Genomic DNA, 15,992 nt, shown 5'->3' with positions numbered 1-15,992 from the left:
CGCCGGCTCATGGGGTGGCCTCGGCCACTGGCGCCTGCACCGCGAAGTCCTGCAACAGCCTGCGCGTGTAGGGATGCGCCGGCCGTTCGAGCAAGTTGCGGGTCGCGCCCTGCTCCACCACCTGGCCAGCCTGCATCACCGCGATGCGGTCGCACAGCCGCGCCGCCACCCGCAGGTCGTGGGTGATGAAGACGATGCTCAGCTTCAGGCGCCGCTGCAGGTCTTCGAGCAGTTCGATGATCTGCACCTGGATCAGCGCATCGAGTGCCGACACACACTCATCGGCAATCAGCACCTTTGGCTCCACCGCCAGCGCCCGGGCAATGCCGATACGCTGGCGCTGACCACCGGAGAATTCATCGGGGTAGCGTGCCAGCGCGGTGGCCGGCAGCCCGACCAGGGCCAACACTTCGCGCGCCTTCTGCGCCGCCTCTACCTGGCTGCGCCCTTGGGCCAACGGCCCGGTCATCAATTGCGTGCCGATACGCTGGCGTGGATTGAGCGAGGCGAAGGGATCCTGGAAGATCATCTGCACCTGGCCACGCAAAGGCCGTAGCTGCGCCTCGGGCAACCCTGTCACATCACGTCCGTGCCACTGCAGGCTGCCAGCATCGCTGCGCAGCAGGCGCACCAGGCAGCGGCCCAGGGTCGACTTGCCCGAGCCGGACTCGCCGACGATCCCCAGGGTTTCGCCCTCGCCCAATTGCAGGTCGACACCCGCCAACGCCTGGGTCGTGCGTCGGCCCCACCAGCCGATGCGGCGGCTGAAGTGTTTTTCCAGTTGTCGTGCCTGCAACGCCAGCGCCCCTTGCCCCAACGGCGGCCGTGGATGGGCCGGCACGGCACCGGCGGCAGCGATCAGTTGTCGGGTATAACGCTGCTGCGGCGCGCTCAGCACCTGGGTACAGCTGCCTTGTTCCACCACATGGCCCTGCTGCAGCACCAGCACGCGATCGGCGATGGCCTCGACCACGGCAAAGTCGTGGGTGATGAACAGCATGGCCATGCCGTGCTCGTGCTGGATGCGGCGCAGCAGGTCGAGGATCTGCCGTTGCGTGGTCACATCCAGCGCCGAGGTCGGCTCATCGGCGATCAGCAGCTTCGGCGCGAACGCCAGGGCCATGGCAATCACCACTCGCTGGCGCTGCCCGCCAGACAACTCGAAGGGGTAGGCATGACGCAAGCGCTCGGGATCGGGCAGCCCCACATAGCCCAGCAGCTCGATAACCCGCGCGCGACGCTGGGCAGCGTTCTTCATGCCGTGGGCCTGGAGTGTCTCGTCGATCTGTCGGCCCACGCCGAGCAGCGGGTTGAGTGCACTCATCGGCTCCTGGAAGACCATGCTGATGTCGCGCCCGCGCAGCGCGCGCATGGCCGCATCGTCCAGTGTCGCAAGGTCATCACCGCGCCAGCGCAGCGTGCCCTGCTCCACCTGCACAGGCGTCGGCAGCAGGCGCAGCAGGGCCTTGGCCAGCATCGACTTGCCCGAGCCGGACTCGCCTACCACACACAGGCACTCGCCTTCGCGCACCTGCAACGACAGGTCGTGAAGCGCATGGCTGCGATCGCCGCCTGCTGGCAGTGCGATACGCAGGTGCTCGATATCGAGCAGGATCGGCTGGTTCATGACGACACTCCTGTTCGCCGGGCAGGTTCGAACGCGATACGCAGGCCTTCACCGACGCGGTTGACCGCCAGCACGCTGAGCAGGATCGCCAGCCCCGGCAGCAGGCTCATCCACCAAGCTTCGCGCAATACACCACGCGAGGCGTTGATCATGTAGCCCCAGCTCATCGCCTCTGGATCGCCCAGGCCGAGAAACGCCAACGCCGCCTCGGTGAGAATCGCCGTGGCCATGACGAAGCTGAGCGTCACCAGCAGCGGCGCCAGGGCATTGGGCAGGATCTGCCGGAACACGATCGCCAGCGGCGACTGCCCCAGCACCCGCGCTGCCTGGACGAACTCACGCTGGCGCAGGCTGAGGAATTCGCTGCGCACCAGGCGCGCCACACCCGGCCAGGCGACCAGGGCGATGGCCAGCACGATGGTGCCCAGCGACGGCTCCAGTACCGCCACCAGGATCACCGCCAGCACCAACTGCGGAATGATCTGGAAGAACTCGGCCACGCGCATCAACAGCGCATCCAGCCAACCGCCGAAGTAACCCGCGAGTGCACCGACCAGCAAGCCGACAAGCAACGTGGCCAGGCTCGCCAGCGCCCCCACCGCCAGTGACACCCGGGCGCCATACAGCAGCCCCGTGGCCAGGTCGCGCCCCAGCAGGTCGCTGCCCAACCAATGCTGGGCTTGCGTGAAGGGCGCGAGCATCGGCGTGGTGTTCATTTCCCAGGGAGACCCCTGGCCAATCCAGGGCGCGGCCAAGGCCAGCAGCCCCAACAGCAGCAGGAATACCGCGCCGGCCAGTGCCGCGGGTTGCCCGAGAAAACGTTGCCACACGCTTGAATCCCTCATCGTACTGCCCCTCCCGCTGCGATCCGCGGGTCGAGCAGACGGCAGGCCAGGTCAGTGAGCAGGTTGAAGCCGACCACCAGGATCGAGATCAGCAGAAAGCCGCCCAGCAACACGCCGTAGTCGCGCTGGGACAGGGCGTCGTACATCAGTCGGCCGATGCCCGGCCAGGAATACACCACCTCGATCAGCAAGGCGCCGCTTGCCAGTTGCCCCAGTTGCAGCCCGGCGAAGGTCACCACCGGCAGCAGCGCGTTGCGCAGCACATGGGCGAAGACGATGCGCGCCGGATGCAGGCCCTTGGCGCGCGCCGTATAGACATGCTCCTGGCGCAGTGCTTCAAGGGTGGACGCGCGGGTCAGGTGCACGTAGAGGGCGAGGAACAGAAAGCTCAGCGACAGGCATGGCAGCACCAGGTGACGCAGCCGGTCCGCCAGCCAGGCGACGCCGTGCAGGTCGCGGGCAACGGTCTGCATACCGAACGCCGGCAGCCAGTCGAGGTGGACCGAGAACAACAGGATCAGCAGCATCGCCAGCCAGAACGGCGGCGTGGCGAACAACAGCAACGCACCATTGGCGATCAGCCCGTCCAGCCAGGGTCGGCGCTGGCGGTTGAACGCTGCCAGCGCGCCCAGGCCGACCCCGAGCACCGACGAGACGAGAAACGCAGCGCCCATCAGGCTCAGGGTGGCGGGCAGGCGCTCGGCTAGCAGGTCCCACACCGGTGCCTGGTTGCGGTAGGAATAACCCAGGTCCAGGTGCGCCACCTGGCCCAGGTAACGCCACAACTGCTGTGGCAGTGGCTGGTCCAGGCCCATGTCGCTGCGCAGCTTGGCAACGTACTCGACATCGTCGATCCCGGCCTCGCCGGCCATCAGCAATGCCGGGTCGCCAGGCGCCAGGCGCACCAGCAGAAAGCTCAATACCAGCACCCCAAGGATCATCAGCAGCGCACGCCCCAGGCGCCCACCGAAAGACCTCAACCCGCTCATGGCGCCGGGGCGTCCAGGTAGACGCTCTCATAGTCTTCGTTGAGGCTGGTGGCCGTCTGCAGCAGGTTCTTCACCTGGCTGTGGAACAGCGTCGGGTAGCGCATCTCGAAGATCGGCGCGACCGGCAGCTCGTCGTTGAGCAAGTGCTCGAGCTGGCTGTAAAGGCGGGTGCGCTCCGCGCCCTCGGGCGTATCGGCGACCTGGTTCCACAAGCGGTCGGCCTCGGCATTGCGGTAGCCGCCGACGTTGGCGAAGGGCGACGTCTTGACGATGTAGTCGGAGCGGTACAGGTAGGCATTGACCAGATAGGGATCGCCGATCTGGAAAATGAAATTGTAGGTCAGGTCGAAGTCCCAATCGCTGACACGCTGGAACCAGGTGGCCGCATCGGAGGTCACCACTTGCACCTTGAAGCCCAGCGGCTGCAAGGCCTGACGGGTGTATTCGGCAAGCCGTTCCCAGGCCCCGCCCTTCTCGCCGTTGAGCAGGCGGATCCGCACGGCGCCCACATCCACCCCGGACTCGGCGATCAGCGCCTTGGCCTTGGCAAGGTCGTAGCCGTACTGCGGCAGTTGCGGGTCGTGGTAAGGCGAACTCGAAGCGAAGGCGCCCGGCGCGACCTTGCCGGCACCGAAGAAAATGTTGTCGACGATGAACGGGCGGTTCAAGGCATAGAGGATCGCCTGGCGCACCTTGGGGTTGTCCAGTGGCGCTTTGCGCGTGTTGAACTGCAGGAAGGCCAGGCCCGAATACAGCTCCCAGCCCTGCTCGGAGGCGTGTACCCCCGGTAACGCTGCGAGACGTTTGAGGTCGGCATAGTCGGCATCGCCGCTGCGCAGCACCTGCACGTCATCGCGCTCGAAAGCGGCCGCGCGCGATGAGCCATCGGGGATCACGTGGAAGACGATGGCATCCAGGTGCGGCAGGCCCTTTTTCCAGTAGTCGGGGTTTTTCACCAGCTTGATGTAGGCGCCTCGCTTCCACTCCTGGAACACGAAGGGCCCGGTGCCCACGGGCTTGAGGTTATAAGGGTTGCTGCGAAAGTCGGTGCCGGCATACAGGTGCTCGGGCACCACCGGGCGCAGGCCGCTGCCGAGCAACGAAAGGAACGGAGCGAAAGGCTTCTTCAGATGAAAGACCACCTGTTGCGGATCACTGGCGTCGATGCTGTCGACGTACTCGGCGAACACGCTGCCGACGCGCTTGTCGACTTCCGGGTAGAAGGTGCCAAAGCTGAACTTCACATCGGCCGCCGTGAAGGGTTGGCCATCATGCCAGTGCACATCGGGTTGCAGCGTGAAGCGGTAGGTCAGGCCATCCGGCGCAACGCTCCAGCTACGCGCCAATACCGGTTGGGGCTTGAGCGTGGTGTCGAAGGTCAACAACCCTTGCAGGATCTTGCCGCTGACGTACTGGGTGGAAACGTGGGTGACCACCCCGTGCATCAGCGACGGCGGCTCAGGTTGGGCGATCAGGTTCAGCACGCCACCGTCGCGCGGCGCGGCATGGACGCTGGCGGCAAGAAGCGCGGCACCGGCCAGCAGGCCCAGGCGTTTCAGGGCAAGACGCAGCGGCCCGGGGTGAGGCGGACGGCGGTGGGCTTGATGGGGCATGCGGACTCCTTGGCGATGATTGCACGGGGCACAGGCCCCTCTGCCAGGCATTTTTGCAAGGGGTGTGCCACTGCGCGCAACGCCTGCCCACGGGCGCCGCAGGGGCTCGTGACGCAACTTCACTGATGAAAAATCCACAGCGCGCGGCGTGAGTGTGGAAAAAGCAACAGTGTGCCCGGCGATGCATCGCTTTCCACGGCTGCGTCCAGCCGCGCCGCACCGCGCATGAGGTGCGCGCAAGCCAACTGGCACAGCCCTTGCCCTGCTTGTCAGATCGACAATCCACCGGACACTCGACCCATGTCACAGGACTACCTCGGCAACCCTCTCGATACCGAACACCCCCAGGCCCGCAAGGCGCTGGACGATTTCATCGGTGGCTTTCTCGGCTACCACCCGCGCGCCGAAGCCATCCTCGCCAGCGCCGAGCGCCACCCCGAATCAGCGCTGAGCAATGCCCTGGCCGGCATCCTGCTGATGTTCAGCGAATCGCCCGAAGGCCCGGCCCTGGCCGAGCGCTATCGGCAGGTCGCCGCTCGGGTGAACGCACCGCATCCGCGGGCGGCGTTGTACCTGGCGCTGCTGCAGGCCTGGATGGACGAGGACCTGGACCAGGTGCTGCAGCTCAGCGAAACCCTGCTCGAGCACTACCCACGCGACCTGTTCGCAGCCAAGCTCAACCAGTATGTGCAGTTCAATCGCGGCAACTGGCCGGCCTTGCTGCGCATCGCGCTCAAGGCAGTCGATGGCTGCGGGGATGTCGCCCAGAGCCACGGCATGCTGGCCTTCGCCTACGAGCAGTGTCATTTGCTCGAGGAAGCCGAGGCCAGCGCACGCCAGGCCCTGGCACTGCAGCACGACGAACCCTGGGCGCAGCATGCGCTGGCCCATGTGATGCTGACCCAGGGGCGAATCGAGGAAGGTATCGCCTTTCTTGAGCGCGTAAGCCCACATTGGCAAGGGCTCAATTCGTTCATGTACACCCACAACTGGTGGCACCTGGCGCTGTTCTACCTCGGGCGTGGCGACCAGGCGCGGGTGCTGGAGATCTATGACCGGCATGTGTGGGGTGTGCTGCCCGCCTACTCGCAGGACCAGGTCGGCGCCGTGTCGTTGCTGGCCCGGCTGGAACTGGCGGGCGTCGACGTGGGCGAGCGCTGGCAAGCGTTGGCGCCCTACCTGCAACAGCGCCACGACGACACGGTGCAGCCGTTTCTGAGTGTGCAATACCTGTATGGGCTGGCGCGCGCCGACAAGCCCGAGGCACAAAGGCTGCTGCAGGCACTGCGCGAACGCGCACGCGAGGCACCGTCGTTCAGCCGGGCGGTCTGGGCCGAGGTGACAGTGCCGCTGGCCGAGGGTTTGCTGGCCCATGCCCGTGGCGAACATACGCTGGCGTTGGCGCGGCTTGGCGTGGCCCTGCCACGGCTGAACGAGATTGGTGGAAGCCATGCCCAGCGGGATCTGTTTGCCCAGATCGAGCTGGACGCGCGGCTGGGGGCGCAGGATTGGGCCGGGGCGCAGCAGGTGCTGGAACTGCGACGGCGCTACGACGGGCTGGACGTCCCGACCAATCGAGCGCTGGCGCGGGTGTATCGAGCCTTGGGGTTGCCAGGGCTGGCGCAGGCTGCGGTGGCGCGCGTCGAGGAGGTGCTCGGGCGCTAGCCGGGCGACGGCAAACATGCTCCCCGAACACCGGCAACGCCGGTGTCTGCCTCTACCGCGCGCGCCGCGCCTCGTACACCCCCCGGGCGATTGCGCGGGCCACGCAACTGGCCGCCGCCGCGCCGATGCGGCCGACATCCACCTGCCGCCGCGCCCCACTGCTCAATTCGACCTCGCCGCTGGCCAGGGCGAACACGGTGTCGCCATCGAATGGCAGGTGCGCCGGACGCACCGCCATGGCAATGCCATCCTGCCCCATGATCGCCACACGCTTGCACTCGGCAGTGCTCATCCGTGCAGTGCTGGCGATCACCACCAGCGTGGTATTCGCCCCAGCCTGAAGACGCCCCATCGAGTCCAGCCGTGACAGTTCGGGCATCGGGTCGCTGCAATCCTGATCAGCGCGAGGGCGAACACCACCGGCCTCGCCATCGATTTCCCACGGCCAGGCCCAGAAGGTTTCGCCATCGGGCATGTACACCGAACCGATAGGGTTCGCTACCACCAGCGCCGCGACCATCACGCCATCGCCCAGGTCCAGCGATGCCGACCCCAGGCCCCCCTGCAGCACACCCGCCATCGCACCACGCCCGGCGCCCGCCGCGCCAAGGGCGAAATCGGCGGTGCAGTTGCCCAACGCCTCGATCCCCAGCCGCCGGTAAGGCGGCTCCATCCCCCAGCGCTTGTCGCCGCCATTGGCCAGGTCATGCAGCACAGCGGCTGGCACGATGGGAATGGCCGGTGCGCCGGCCTTCAGATGCAAGCCCACACCCTGCGCAGACAAAGCGGCAGCCACCCCGTCCGCCGCGCCCAGCCCGAACACCGAGCCGCCGGCAAACACCAGGGCATGCAACTGCCCCACCATGTTTTCCGGTTCCAGCGCCGCAGTTTCACGCCCACCCGGGCCGCCACCCCGAATATCGACGCTGGCCGTCCATGGGCGTTCGGTACGGATCACCGTGACGCCAGTGGCGACACACTCATCGAGGGCGTGGCCGACCAGCAGGCCAGGGATGTCGGTGAGCAAGTTGCGCGGTCCGGGGCGTGGCATCGAATGAATTCCTTGAAAGAGGGTCCGTGCCCCGGAGCAAGTGGTGTGCCAATGCCGGCGGTGCTGCCTGGCATCCCATGGCCAGGACGACGTCACTGCGCAAAAACCAACACCTTGGCCAGGCGCTGCTACAAAAACACCAGTCCACGCCTCGCCCTGATCCCAAACCCTTGTCCAGAAAGGCCTTTTCAGCCTGGCACAGCCCTTGCTCCAGGCTCCGCCACCAGAGCTTGAGACCGGAGCCACGCGCATTCGGCAACAAGCCGCCTCTGATCTTTTCGCGACGCAGAGACGTCGCCTTACTCGACAAGGTTGGCCACCCAGCAGGGCGCGAACCGGGGAACACACTGGAGCCTTCGTACATGACTTCTTCACGCCTTACCGGTTTGCGCAGGCCGCGCAAGACCTTCGCCCACAGCCTGCTGTTCCTCGCCCTGTGCGAGGCCGCTGGCGCCGGCAGCCCATTGCTGGCCGCCGAGAGCAAGAGCGACAACCCGCTGGACACCGTGGTGGTGGTCGGCAACCGCGGCCAGGCGCGCACCCTGGCCGAAAGCCCGGCACCGGTGGATGTCATCTCGTCCAAGCAACTGCTGGCCACCGGGCAGCCTGACCTGACCCGCGCCCTGAGCCGCGTGCTGCCCTCGCTTAACCAGCCTGCATCGTCCGGCTTCGGCTCCACCTCGGTGGTGCGCCCCATCAGCCTGCGTGGCCTGAACGGCGACCAGGTGCTGGTGCTGGTCAACGGCAAGCGTCGCCACAACAGCGCCTTGCTCAATAACGGGACCTACCTCAACTCTGGCTCGCAGCCGGTCGATCTCGACATGATCCCCACCGCCCTGGTCGACCACGTCGAAATCCTGCGCGACGGTGCCTCGGCGCAATACGGGTCGGACGCTATCGGTGGCGTGGTCAACATCGTGCTCAAGCAGACCGACCACGGCGGCAGCCTGAGCACCAGCTATGGTCAGAACTACGAGAACGGTGACGGCGAAACCGTACGCCAGACCGGCAACGTCGGCCTGGCCCTGCCCAACGACGGCTTCATCAACCTGGGCGTGGACATCAAGCACCAGAAGATATCCGACCGTTCCGACAATGCGCCTTACACCGACAGCGCCGGCAACACCAGCCTGCAGCACACCTACTACGGCACGGGGTTGCCCGAAGCGCGCAACTTCAGCCTGGGCTACAACGCCGAACTCCCCGTGAGCGATGCGCTGACGCTGTACTCGTTCTCCACCTACACCCGACGCAACTCGGAAAAGCCCCTGGCCTTCCACCAGCCATCGACCTTCGATGGTATCGCCACGCCCTTCCCCGAAGGCATCGAAGACACCCTGCGCTTCATCGAAAACGACTTCCAGGTGGCCTTCGGCGGCAAGGGCAACGTCGCCGGCTGGGACTACGACCTGTCGAGCACCTACGGCCAGGATCACGCCGAAGCGACCCTGCGCCATACCTACAACCTGAGCTACGGCCTCGACTCGCCCACCTCGGTGGACACTGGCGTGAAGACCTTCAGCCAGTGGACCAACAACCTCGACCTGACCCGCGCCTTCGACCTCGGCCTGGCCAAGCCGACGCAGATTTCCTGGGGACTTGAACAGCGCTACGAGAACTACAAGATCGGCAAGGGCGACTACGCCTCCTACGCCAGCGGCCCGTTCACCACCGGCGCCAGTGGCAACCCGATCGCACCGGGCACCATCTCCGGTGCCGGCACCACACCCGCCGACGCCGCCGAAAAAGGCCGCACCAGCCTGGCCGGCTACGGCGAGATCGGCCAGGACCTGACCGACAAATGGCATGTCGACCTGGCGGGTCGCTACGAGCACTACAACGATGGTTCAGGCACCACCACCAACGGCAAGTTCGCCACCCGCTACCAGCTGACGCCGATTCTCGCTGTGCGCGGCAGTTTCAGCACCGGTTTCCGCGCGCCCTCGCTGGCCCAGCAGATCTACAGCTCGACTTCGCAGAGCAACGTCAACGGCAACCTGTTCGACTACCGCAACGTGGCGGTCGACTCGGCCGTGGCCAAGGCTCTGGGGGCCAGCACCCTCAAGCCCGAGAAATCCACCAACTTCGGCCTGGGCCTGACCCTGCAGCCGACCGATGCCACCAGCATCACCCTCGATGCCTACCAGATCAAGATCAAGGACCGCATCGCCCAGACCGGCTACCTTGGCGGCACCCCGCAGATCACCGCGATCCTCGCCGCGGCCGGGCTGCCCACCAACCAGTCGGTGACCTACTTCACCAACGCCCTGGACACCACTACCCGCGGCATCGACCTGGTCGGCGACTACCGCCAGGCGCTGGGCGCCTACGGCAGTGTGCGCTACACCCTGGGCTTCAACTGGAACACCACCGAGATCGACGATATCCACGCCTCGCCGGTGGCCCAGCAGGCCCTCGGGCCTACCGGTGGCTATGACCGTCAGCGTCAGGGCAACCTCAAGCACGGCCTGCCCGAATCCAAGCTGCTGCTGGGCGCCACCTGGACCATCGACAAGTTCGAGATCGGCCTGAACCTGACCCGCTACGGCGAGTACACCCAGTACGGGACTACCGAAGCCTTCGACCGCACCTTCTCGCCGACCTGGATCACCGACCTGAACCTGGACTATCACCTCACCTCCAGCCTGACCCTGACCGCAGGCGCCAACAACCTGTTCAACGTCTACCCGGAACGTACCCACCTGCCCAGCAGCTCCGGCGCCTTCCCCTATGGCAACTTCTCGCCCTATGGCACCACCGGCGGCTACTGGTACACCGGCCTGACCTACAACTTCTGACCCACCGCCCTGTCGCCCCGCAGGCGGCAGGGCCCTGCCGAACGCTTGCACGGAGGCTGTCATGACCCGTCGCACCGACCAGCTCAAGCTGGGCGCATTTCTCGCCAACAGCGGTCACCATGTGGCCGCCTGGCGCCACCCCCTGGCCCAGGCCGACGCCAGCCAGGACTTCGAACATTTCAAGGCCATCGCCCGCAGCGCCGAACGGGGCAAGTTCGATGCACTGTTCATTGCCGATGTGGTGGCGCTCTGGGGCCATCACCTCGATGCCCTGAGCCGCACCGCGCGCGCCGAGCACTTCGAGCCGCTGACGTTGATGTCGGCACTGGCGGCGGTCACCGAGCGCATCGGCCTGATCGCCACCGCCACCACCAGCTACAACGAGCCGTACCATATCGCCCGCAAGTTCGCCTCCCTCGATCACCTGTCCAAGGGGCGCGCCGCCTGGAACCTGGTAACTTCGGTGGTTGCCGACGAAGCCTGGAACTTCGGCCGCGAGCAGCACATCGACCACACTGACCGCTACCAGCGCGCCGAAGAGTTCCATGACGTGGTCAAGGGCCTGTGGGACAGTTGGGACGACGATGCCTTCGTCCGCGACAAGGCCAGCGGCCGCTACTTCGACCCGGACAAGCTGCACACCCTGAACCACAAGGGCGCACACTTCTCGGTGCGTGGCCCACTGAACGTGGCTCGCCCACCCCAGGGGCACCCGGTGCTGGTGCAGGCCGGCGCCTCGGAAGCCGGCAAGGCCCTGGCGGCGCGGGTGGCCGAAGTGATCTTCGCCGCACACCACGAGCTGCCCGCCGCCCAGGCCTTCTACCAGGACATCAAGCAGCGTGCTGCAGCCCTGGGCCGCGATCCCGAGCACATCAAGATCCTGCCTGGCGTCACTCCTTTCATCGCCGATACCCGCGAACAGGCCCAGCAGTTGTTCGAACAGTTCCAGGCCCTGATCGATCCGGTGCTGGGCCTGCGCCTGCTGGCCGACACCCTGGGTGAAGACATCGACCTCTCCGGCCACGACCTCGACGGCCCGTTGCCCGACACCCCGCCCGGCCAGCGCGGCAGCCGCCGAGACCAGGTGCTGCAACTGGCCCGGCGCGACAATCTCAGCATCCGCCAGCTGTACCTGCGCCTGGCTGGTGGCAACCCGGTGATCGGCACGCCGAGCGATATCGCCGACAGCTTCGAGCAGTGGTTCCAGGCCCGCGCCTGCGACGGTTTCAATGTGTTCTTCCCCTACTTTCCCGGCGCCATCGACACCTTCGTCGACCAGGTGATCCCGGTGCTGCAGCAACGTGGACTGTTCCGCCTCGACTATGCCGGCAGCACCCTGCGCGAACACCTGGGCCTGCCGCGCCCGGCCAACCGCTTCAGCACGCGGGCCCCGGCATGAAGGCCCTGGCCGGCCTGGTGCTGGCGGCGGGCGTGATCAGTGCATCGCCTGCCCTGGCCCTGAATATCCTGCTGAGCAACGACGACGGCTACCAGCATCCGAACATCCGCGCGCTGTACAGCACCCTCAAGGCCGCCGGACACACCGTGCGCATCGCCGCTCCCAAGAGCGAGCAAAGTGCGCGCGGCGGTGCCTTCTACTACGGACGCGAAGTCAGCATCGGGCGCGACGACGACCCCGCCTACCCCGACAGCTACTTTCTCTCCACCCACGAGCAAGGCCCCTGCACCAGCCCGATCTGTGCCGGCCAGAGCGTCAGCATCGAGATCAGCGCAACACCGGTGATGGCCGTGCTCATGGGCCTGAAGAAGGTCATGCCCGACCCGGACCTGGTGATCGTCGGCCCCAACCCCGGCAACAATGTTGGCGCGATCAACCTCGCCTCGGGCACCTTCAACGCCGCCAGTGCGGCGCTGCAGACCGGCGTGCCGACCCTGGCGGTAAGTACCGACCTCAAGGATCACGACCCTCAGCGCACCGCACGCTTCGTGCTGCGCCTGGTGCAGGCGCTGGAGCAACAGCGCCCGGCCGACGGCAAGCTGCTGCCCGCTGGCATCGGCCTCAACATCAATCTACCCGCCGGCAGCGAGGTCAAGGGCATTCGCCTGACTCGCATCGGCCGCTACGTGGGTTTCGACACGCGATACACCGACGACCTGGGCAGTTTCGGCGCAGCGCTTTCCGGCAAACCCGGCATCGGCTTTACCCGCAGTGCGCCCGCCAACGTCACCGAACAGGACGACGAAGCCGTGTGGTTGGCCAAAGGTTACCTGACCATCAGCCCCTTCAGCGGCCTGCTGCAGTCACCTGCCGCCACACCCGCCCTGCAACGGCTCAGCGCCCTGCCCGCCCCCGACCGAGGACAGACACCATGAGCGGTGGTTTTTCACTGGGTTTTCTCACCCGCGTCTACCAGCCGCGGTTCGACGCCAAGGTCTACCGCGAGACCCTGGAGCTATTCCGCGTTGCCGAGGAACTCGGCTTCGACAGCGGCTGGGTGGCCCAGCACCATTTCGCCAGCGAACAGGGGCGCCTGCCCTCGCCGCTGGTGCTGCTGTCGGCCATCGCCCAGCGCACCCGGAGAATCCGGCTGGGCACGGCGATCATCGTCCTGCCCCAGGAGCCGCCGCTGCGCCTGGCCGAAGATGCCGCCGTACTCGACCTGCTGGCCGACGGGCGCGTGGAATTGGGCCTGGGTGCCGGCTTTGACCCAGACACGTTCAGCGCCTTCGGGCTGAACCCCGAGCAGCGCCACGGGCGCTACGAAGACCACCTGCAACGCTTGCACGATGCCCTCGGCAACGCCGCGCTCAACGACCAAGGGCTGCAACTGCGCCCTGCGGCTCGCGGGCTTGGCCAGCGCCTGTGGGAGGCCACCTCACGGGTGGAGCAGGTGGCCGCACGTGGCAACGGTCTGATCATGGCGCCCAACCCGCACCTGCCGGTCGAGGCCGGCGTGGAACTGGTGCAGCGCTATCGTCAGGGCTGGCGCAGCGATCACCTCACGGCCCCGCGCGTGGTGCGGGTGCAAGCGGTATTCCCCGAGGGTGGCGACGACACCGCGCTGCGCCAGGACATCCAGGCCTATGTGCGCCGCCAGCAAACCATCGGTGTGCTCGACGCTTCCCTGGGCGGCGATCTGGGTGCAGTGCTCGAACGCCTCGGCGTGCTGCATGGCAGCTCGGCACAGATCGTCGAGGGGCTGCGCCGTGGCCCACAGCTGGGCGTGCACGACCAACTGGTGCTCCAGGTGCAGACCACCAGCACGCCGCTGCGCGAGGCGATCCGGGCCCTGGAAATCCTGCGCCAACACATCGCCCCGGCGCTCGGCTGGCGCCCAGGCGTCGCCGCAACCGGACCTATCCTGGAGCCTGTGCAAGCATGACCTTACCCGCGCAAAAACCCTTCAAGCTGGGCTTTCTCAGCCACGCTTTCGGCGAGGACCCACGGCAGGCCTATCGTGACCTGCTGGAGCAATTCGAAGTGGCCGAGGCCCTGGGCTTCGACGGCGGCTGGATCGCCCAGCACCACCTGAGCAGCGGCTTCGGCCAACTGCCCTCGCCCCTGGTGTTGCTGGCCGCGGTAGCCGAGCACACGCGCCAGATCGAGCTGGGCACCGGCGTCATCGTGCTGCCCTTCGAAGACCCGATCCGCCTGGCCGAAGACGCCAGCGTGCTGGACAGCCTCAGCGGCCAGAGGGTGCAACTGGGGCTGGGCAGCGGCGGCGCCAACCTCGACAACTTCACCGCCTTCGGGCTGGATCCAGCACAACGCCAGGCGCACTTCGAAGCCCGGCAACAGCAGTTGCAGCAACTGCTCGAAGGCGCGCCCCTGCACGCCGACCTGCACCTGCAACCGCCCGCCTGCGGCTTGCGCCAGCGCCTCTGGCACTCCCACGGCAGCGTCGCGGGTGCCGCGTATGCCGCCCGGCAAGGCAACGGCCTGCTGCTGGGCACCGCCACCCACGACCCGCTGACCGTGCAGAAGCCCCTGGCCGACGCCTACCTGCATGCCTGGCGCGATACAACCCGAGCGCCACGTATCGGCGTGGTCCGTGCAGTGTTTCCCGCACACGACCGGGCCAGTGCCCAGGCGGAACTGGCCATCGACATCGAACGGCATGTACCGCGCCTGCGCCGTGAAGGGTTGATCGACGAGGCGCTGGACCTGGACGCGCATCTGCGCCTGATGAACGTGCACCACGGCGCCCCCGACGACATCGTCCACAGCCTGCGCCAGGACCCGGCGCTGCTGGGCTACGTCGACTACCTGATCGTGGTCACCCAGGCCGAAAGCTCGACCCAGGCCCAGGTGCTCGAACGCCTGCGCATCATCGCCGAAGACATCGCCCCCGCGCTCGGCTGGCGAGCGAAGCACGGGCTGGCTACTCAGCCGCAGGCGACGGTGGGATGATGGTGACCTCTTTCTGCCGCCCGACGGAGCGTGGTCATGGCCCTTGAATTCAGCTGGCAACTGCCGCTCTGCGGCCCGGCTGCGGCGCCCGGCGGCGTGACAGGCCCCGGGCACTGGATTCAACTCGCCCAGGCGGTCGAATATGCCGGGCTCGATGGCCTGTGGATTCCCGGTGGCGCGCAGTGCCTCGACAGCCTGGGCATAGCCGCAGCACTGTGTGCACACACCCGCCATGTGCGCTTGACCGTCAGCATACCGCCGCAAGTGATGCTGCCAGCAGCGCTGGCCAGTACAGTGCAGAGCCTGCAGTCGATCAGCGCCAACCGCGTGCGCCTGCACCTGCCAGACGGCGAACAGAACAGCCTGCGCCAGGCGTTCGGCGACTGGCTCAACCGCGACCAGCGCAACGAGCGTATTGGCGAATACCTGGAAATCCTCGGGCGCCTGCTGCGAGGCAGCGACCCGGGCTTCACCTACAACGGTCGCTATTTTCAGCTGGAGAACGCAGGCTTCGCCTGGCGCGACCTGCCCGCACCGCCCATCGTCCTCGACGACAGCCAAAGCCCTGCGCTGATCGCCAGCCACGCCCAGGCCTGCCTGCTACGCCCGGCGCCACCCGCCTGGCTGCGCCAGGCCATTGCCCGACAGCGCGACGCCAGCCCCGAACCGGCGTTGGCACCGACGTTCGCCTGCACCCTCGGCCTGATACTTGCCGACACGGAAGCGCAAGCCTGGGAAGCCGCCGCCCGCCAACTGCCTGCACCACCCGCCGACCGCGCTGACAGCGTGACGCGGTTGCAACGCGATGGCCACCCGCTACGCCGCTTCGAGGTGCACCCCAACCTGCTGCAGCAGGCCCCCGATCAACCGCTGTACCTGGTCGGCACCGCGCAGCAACTCGCCACCCGCCTGCAAGAGCTGCACGGCGTAGGGATCGAGCATATCGTCATCCAGGGCCAGCCAGCGGTCAGCGAGGTGCTGCGCTTCGGCGAGCAAGTCCTGCCCCTGCTGACCCGCAAGGAGAGCGTCTGA

The 15,992-nt window shown here is 66.9% G+C and carries 12 protein-coding genes; 7 read left to right on the top strand and 5 right to left on the bottom strand.

Annotated elements, in window-relative coordinates; translation table 11 throughout:
- Positions 1-7: 7 nt before the first annotated feature.
- From APH44_RS11090 to APH44_RS11075, 4 genes are read right to left on the bottom strand one after another with little or no spacing between them, the layout of a single operon-like run.
- Complete coding sequence (locus APH44_RS11090) at positions 8-1,627, bottom strand: ABC transporter ATP-binding protein (protein ID WP_054892733.1); 1,620 nt, start codon at positions 1,625-1,627, stop codon at positions 8-10.
- A complete protein-coding gene (locus tag APH44_RS11085; protein ID WP_054892732.1) occupies positions 1,624-2,472 on the bottom strand; it encodes an ABC transporter permease in 849 nt (282 codons plus the stop codon). The genes APH44_RS11090 and APH44_RS11085 overlap by 4 nt, the downstream gene beginning before the upstream one ends.
- The gene (locus APH44_RS11080) at positions 2,469-3,461 is read right to left on the bottom strand and encodes an ABC transporter permease (RefSeq protein WP_054892731.1); all 993 of its coding nucleotides are present in this window, start codon (positions 3,459-3,461) and stop codon (positions 2,469-2,471) included. Before APH44_RS11080 ends, APH44_RS11085 begins: the two co-directional genes overlap by 4 nt.
- On the bottom strand, positions 3,458-5,074 hold the full coding sequence (locus APH44_RS11075; protein WP_082420836.1) for an ABC transporter substrate-binding protein: 1,617 nt from the start codon (positions 5,072-5,074) through the stop codon (positions 3,458-3,460). The genes APH44_RS11080 and APH44_RS11075 overlap by 4 nt, the downstream gene beginning before the upstream one ends.
- A 300-nt stretch (positions 5,075-5,374) precedes the next feature.
- Between APH44_RS11075 and APH44_RS11070 the strand changes: the two genes are divergently transcribed.
- Complete coding sequence (locus APH44_RS11070) at positions 5,375-6,739, top strand: tetratricopeptide repeat protein (protein ID WP_054892730.1); 1,365 nt, start codon at positions 5,375-5,377, stop codon at positions 6,737-6,739.
- A gap of 52 nt (positions 6,740-6,791) precedes the next feature.
- Here APH44_RS11070 and APH44_RS11065 read toward each other — a convergent pair whose 3' ends face one another.
- Positions 6,792-7,790, bottom strand: coding sequence for a P1 family peptidase (locus APH44_RS11065; RefSeq protein WP_054892729.1), 999 nt, complete (start codon positions 7,788-7,790; stop codon positions 6,792-6,794).
- A gap of 362 nt (positions 7,791-8,152) precedes the next feature.
- Here APH44_RS11065 and APH44_RS11060 point away from each other — a divergent pair, with 362 nt between their 5' ends.
- The 6 genes from APH44_RS11060 to APH44_RS11035 all read left to right on the top strand — a co-directional run bounded on the left by APH44_RS11060 (position 8,153) and on the right by APH44_RS11035 (position 15,992).
- A complete protein-coding gene (locus APH44_RS11060; RefSeq protein ID WP_054892728.1) occupies positions 8,153-10,588 on the top strand; it encodes a TonB-dependent siderophore receptor in 2,436 nt (811 codons plus the stop codon).
- Between the two features lie 61 nt (positions 10,589-10,649).
- Complete coding sequence (locus APH44_RS11055; RefSeq protein ID WP_054892727.1) at positions 10,650-11,987, top strand: LLM class flavin-dependent oxidoreductase; 1,338 nt, start codon at positions 10,650-10,652, stop codon at positions 11,985-11,987.
- Positions 11,984-12,922, top strand: a complete 939-nt coding sequence (gene surE, locus APH44_RS11050; RefSeq protein WP_054892726.1) for a 5'/3'-nucleotidase SurE — start codon at positions 11,984-11,986, stop codon at positions 12,920-12,922. The genes APH44_RS11055 and surE overlap by 4 nt, the downstream gene beginning before the upstream one ends.
- The gene (locus APH44_RS11045) at positions 12,919-13,932 is read left to right on the top strand and encodes an LLM class flavin-dependent oxidoreductase (protein ID WP_054892725.1); all 1,014 of its coding nucleotides are present in this window, start codon (positions 12,919-12,921) and stop codon (positions 13,930-13,932) included. The genes surE and APH44_RS11045 overlap by 4 nt, the downstream gene beginning before the upstream one ends.
- The gene (locus APH44_RS11040; protein ID WP_054892724.1) at positions 13,929-14,960 is read left to right on the top strand and encodes an LLM class flavin-dependent oxidoreductase; all 1,032 of its coding nucleotides are present in this window, start codon (positions 13,929-13,931) and stop codon (positions 14,958-14,960) included. The genes APH44_RS11045 and APH44_RS11040 overlap by 4 nt, the downstream gene beginning before the upstream one ends.
- 36 nt (positions 14,961-14,996) lie before the next feature.
- Positions 14,997-15,992 (top strand): LLM class flavin-dependent oxidoreductase, encoded by a 996-nt coding sequence (locus APH44_RS11035; RefSeq protein WP_054892723.1) that lies wholly within the window; start codon positions 14,997-14,999, stop codon positions 15,990-15,992.

The organism is Pseudomonas sp. NBRC 111143, assembly GCF_001320965.1.
Taxonomy (GTDB): Bacteria; Pseudomonadota; Gammaproteobacteria; order Pseudomonadales; family Pseudomonadaceae; genus Aquipseudomonas; species Aquipseudomonas machongensis.
Note: the sequence above shows the minus strand (reverse complement) of the source record. Positions and strands in the feature narration are given on the sequence as shown.

Coding starts and splice junctions, on each gene's coding strand:
- APH44_RS11075 (WP_082420836.1), bottom strand. CDS start 5,074: ATGCCCCATCAAGCCCACCGCCGTCCGCCTCACCCCGGGCCGCTGCGT.
- APH44_RS11080 (WP_054892731.1), bottom strand. CDS start 3,461: ATGAGCGGGTTGAGGTCTTTCGGTGGGCGCCTGGGGCGTGCGCTGCTG.
- APH44_RS11035 (WP_054892723.1), top strand. CDS start 14,997: ATGGCCCTTGAATTCAGCTGGCAACTGCCGCTCTGCGGCCCGGCTGCG.
- surE (WP_054892726.1), top strand. CDS start 11,984: ATGAAGGCCCTGGCCGGCCTGGTGCTGGCGGCGGGCGTGATCAGTGCA.
- APH44_RS11045 (WP_054892725.1), top strand. CDS start 12,919: ATGAGCGGTGGTTTTTCACTGGGTTTTCTCACCCGCGTCTACCAGCCG.
- APH44_RS11085 (WP_054892732.1), bottom strand. CDS start 2,472: ATGAGGGATTCAAGCGTGTGGCAACGTTTTCTCGGGCAACCCGCGGCA.
- APH44_RS11060 (WP_054892728.1), top strand. CDS start 8,153: ATGACTTCTTCACGCCTTACCGGTTTGCGCAGGCCGCGCAAGACCTTC.
- APH44_RS11090 (WP_054892733.1), bottom strand. CDS start 1,627: ATGAACCAGCCGATCCTGCTCGATATCGAGCACCTGCGTATCGCACTG.
- APH44_RS11065 (WP_054892729.1), bottom strand. CDS start 7,790: ATGCCACGCCCCGGACCGCGCAACTTGCTCACCGACATCCCTGGCCTG.
- APH44_RS11055 (WP_054892727.1), top strand. CDS start 10,650: ATGACCCGTCGCACCGACCAGCTCAAGCTGGGCGCATTTCTCGCCAAC.
- APH44_RS11070 (WP_054892730.1), top strand. CDS start 5,375: ATGTCACAGGACTACCTCGGCAACCCTCTCGATACCGAACACCCCCAG.
- APH44_RS11040 (WP_054892724.1), top strand. CDS start 13,929: ATGACCTTACCCGCGCAAAAACCCTTCAAGCTGGGCTTTCTCAGCCAC.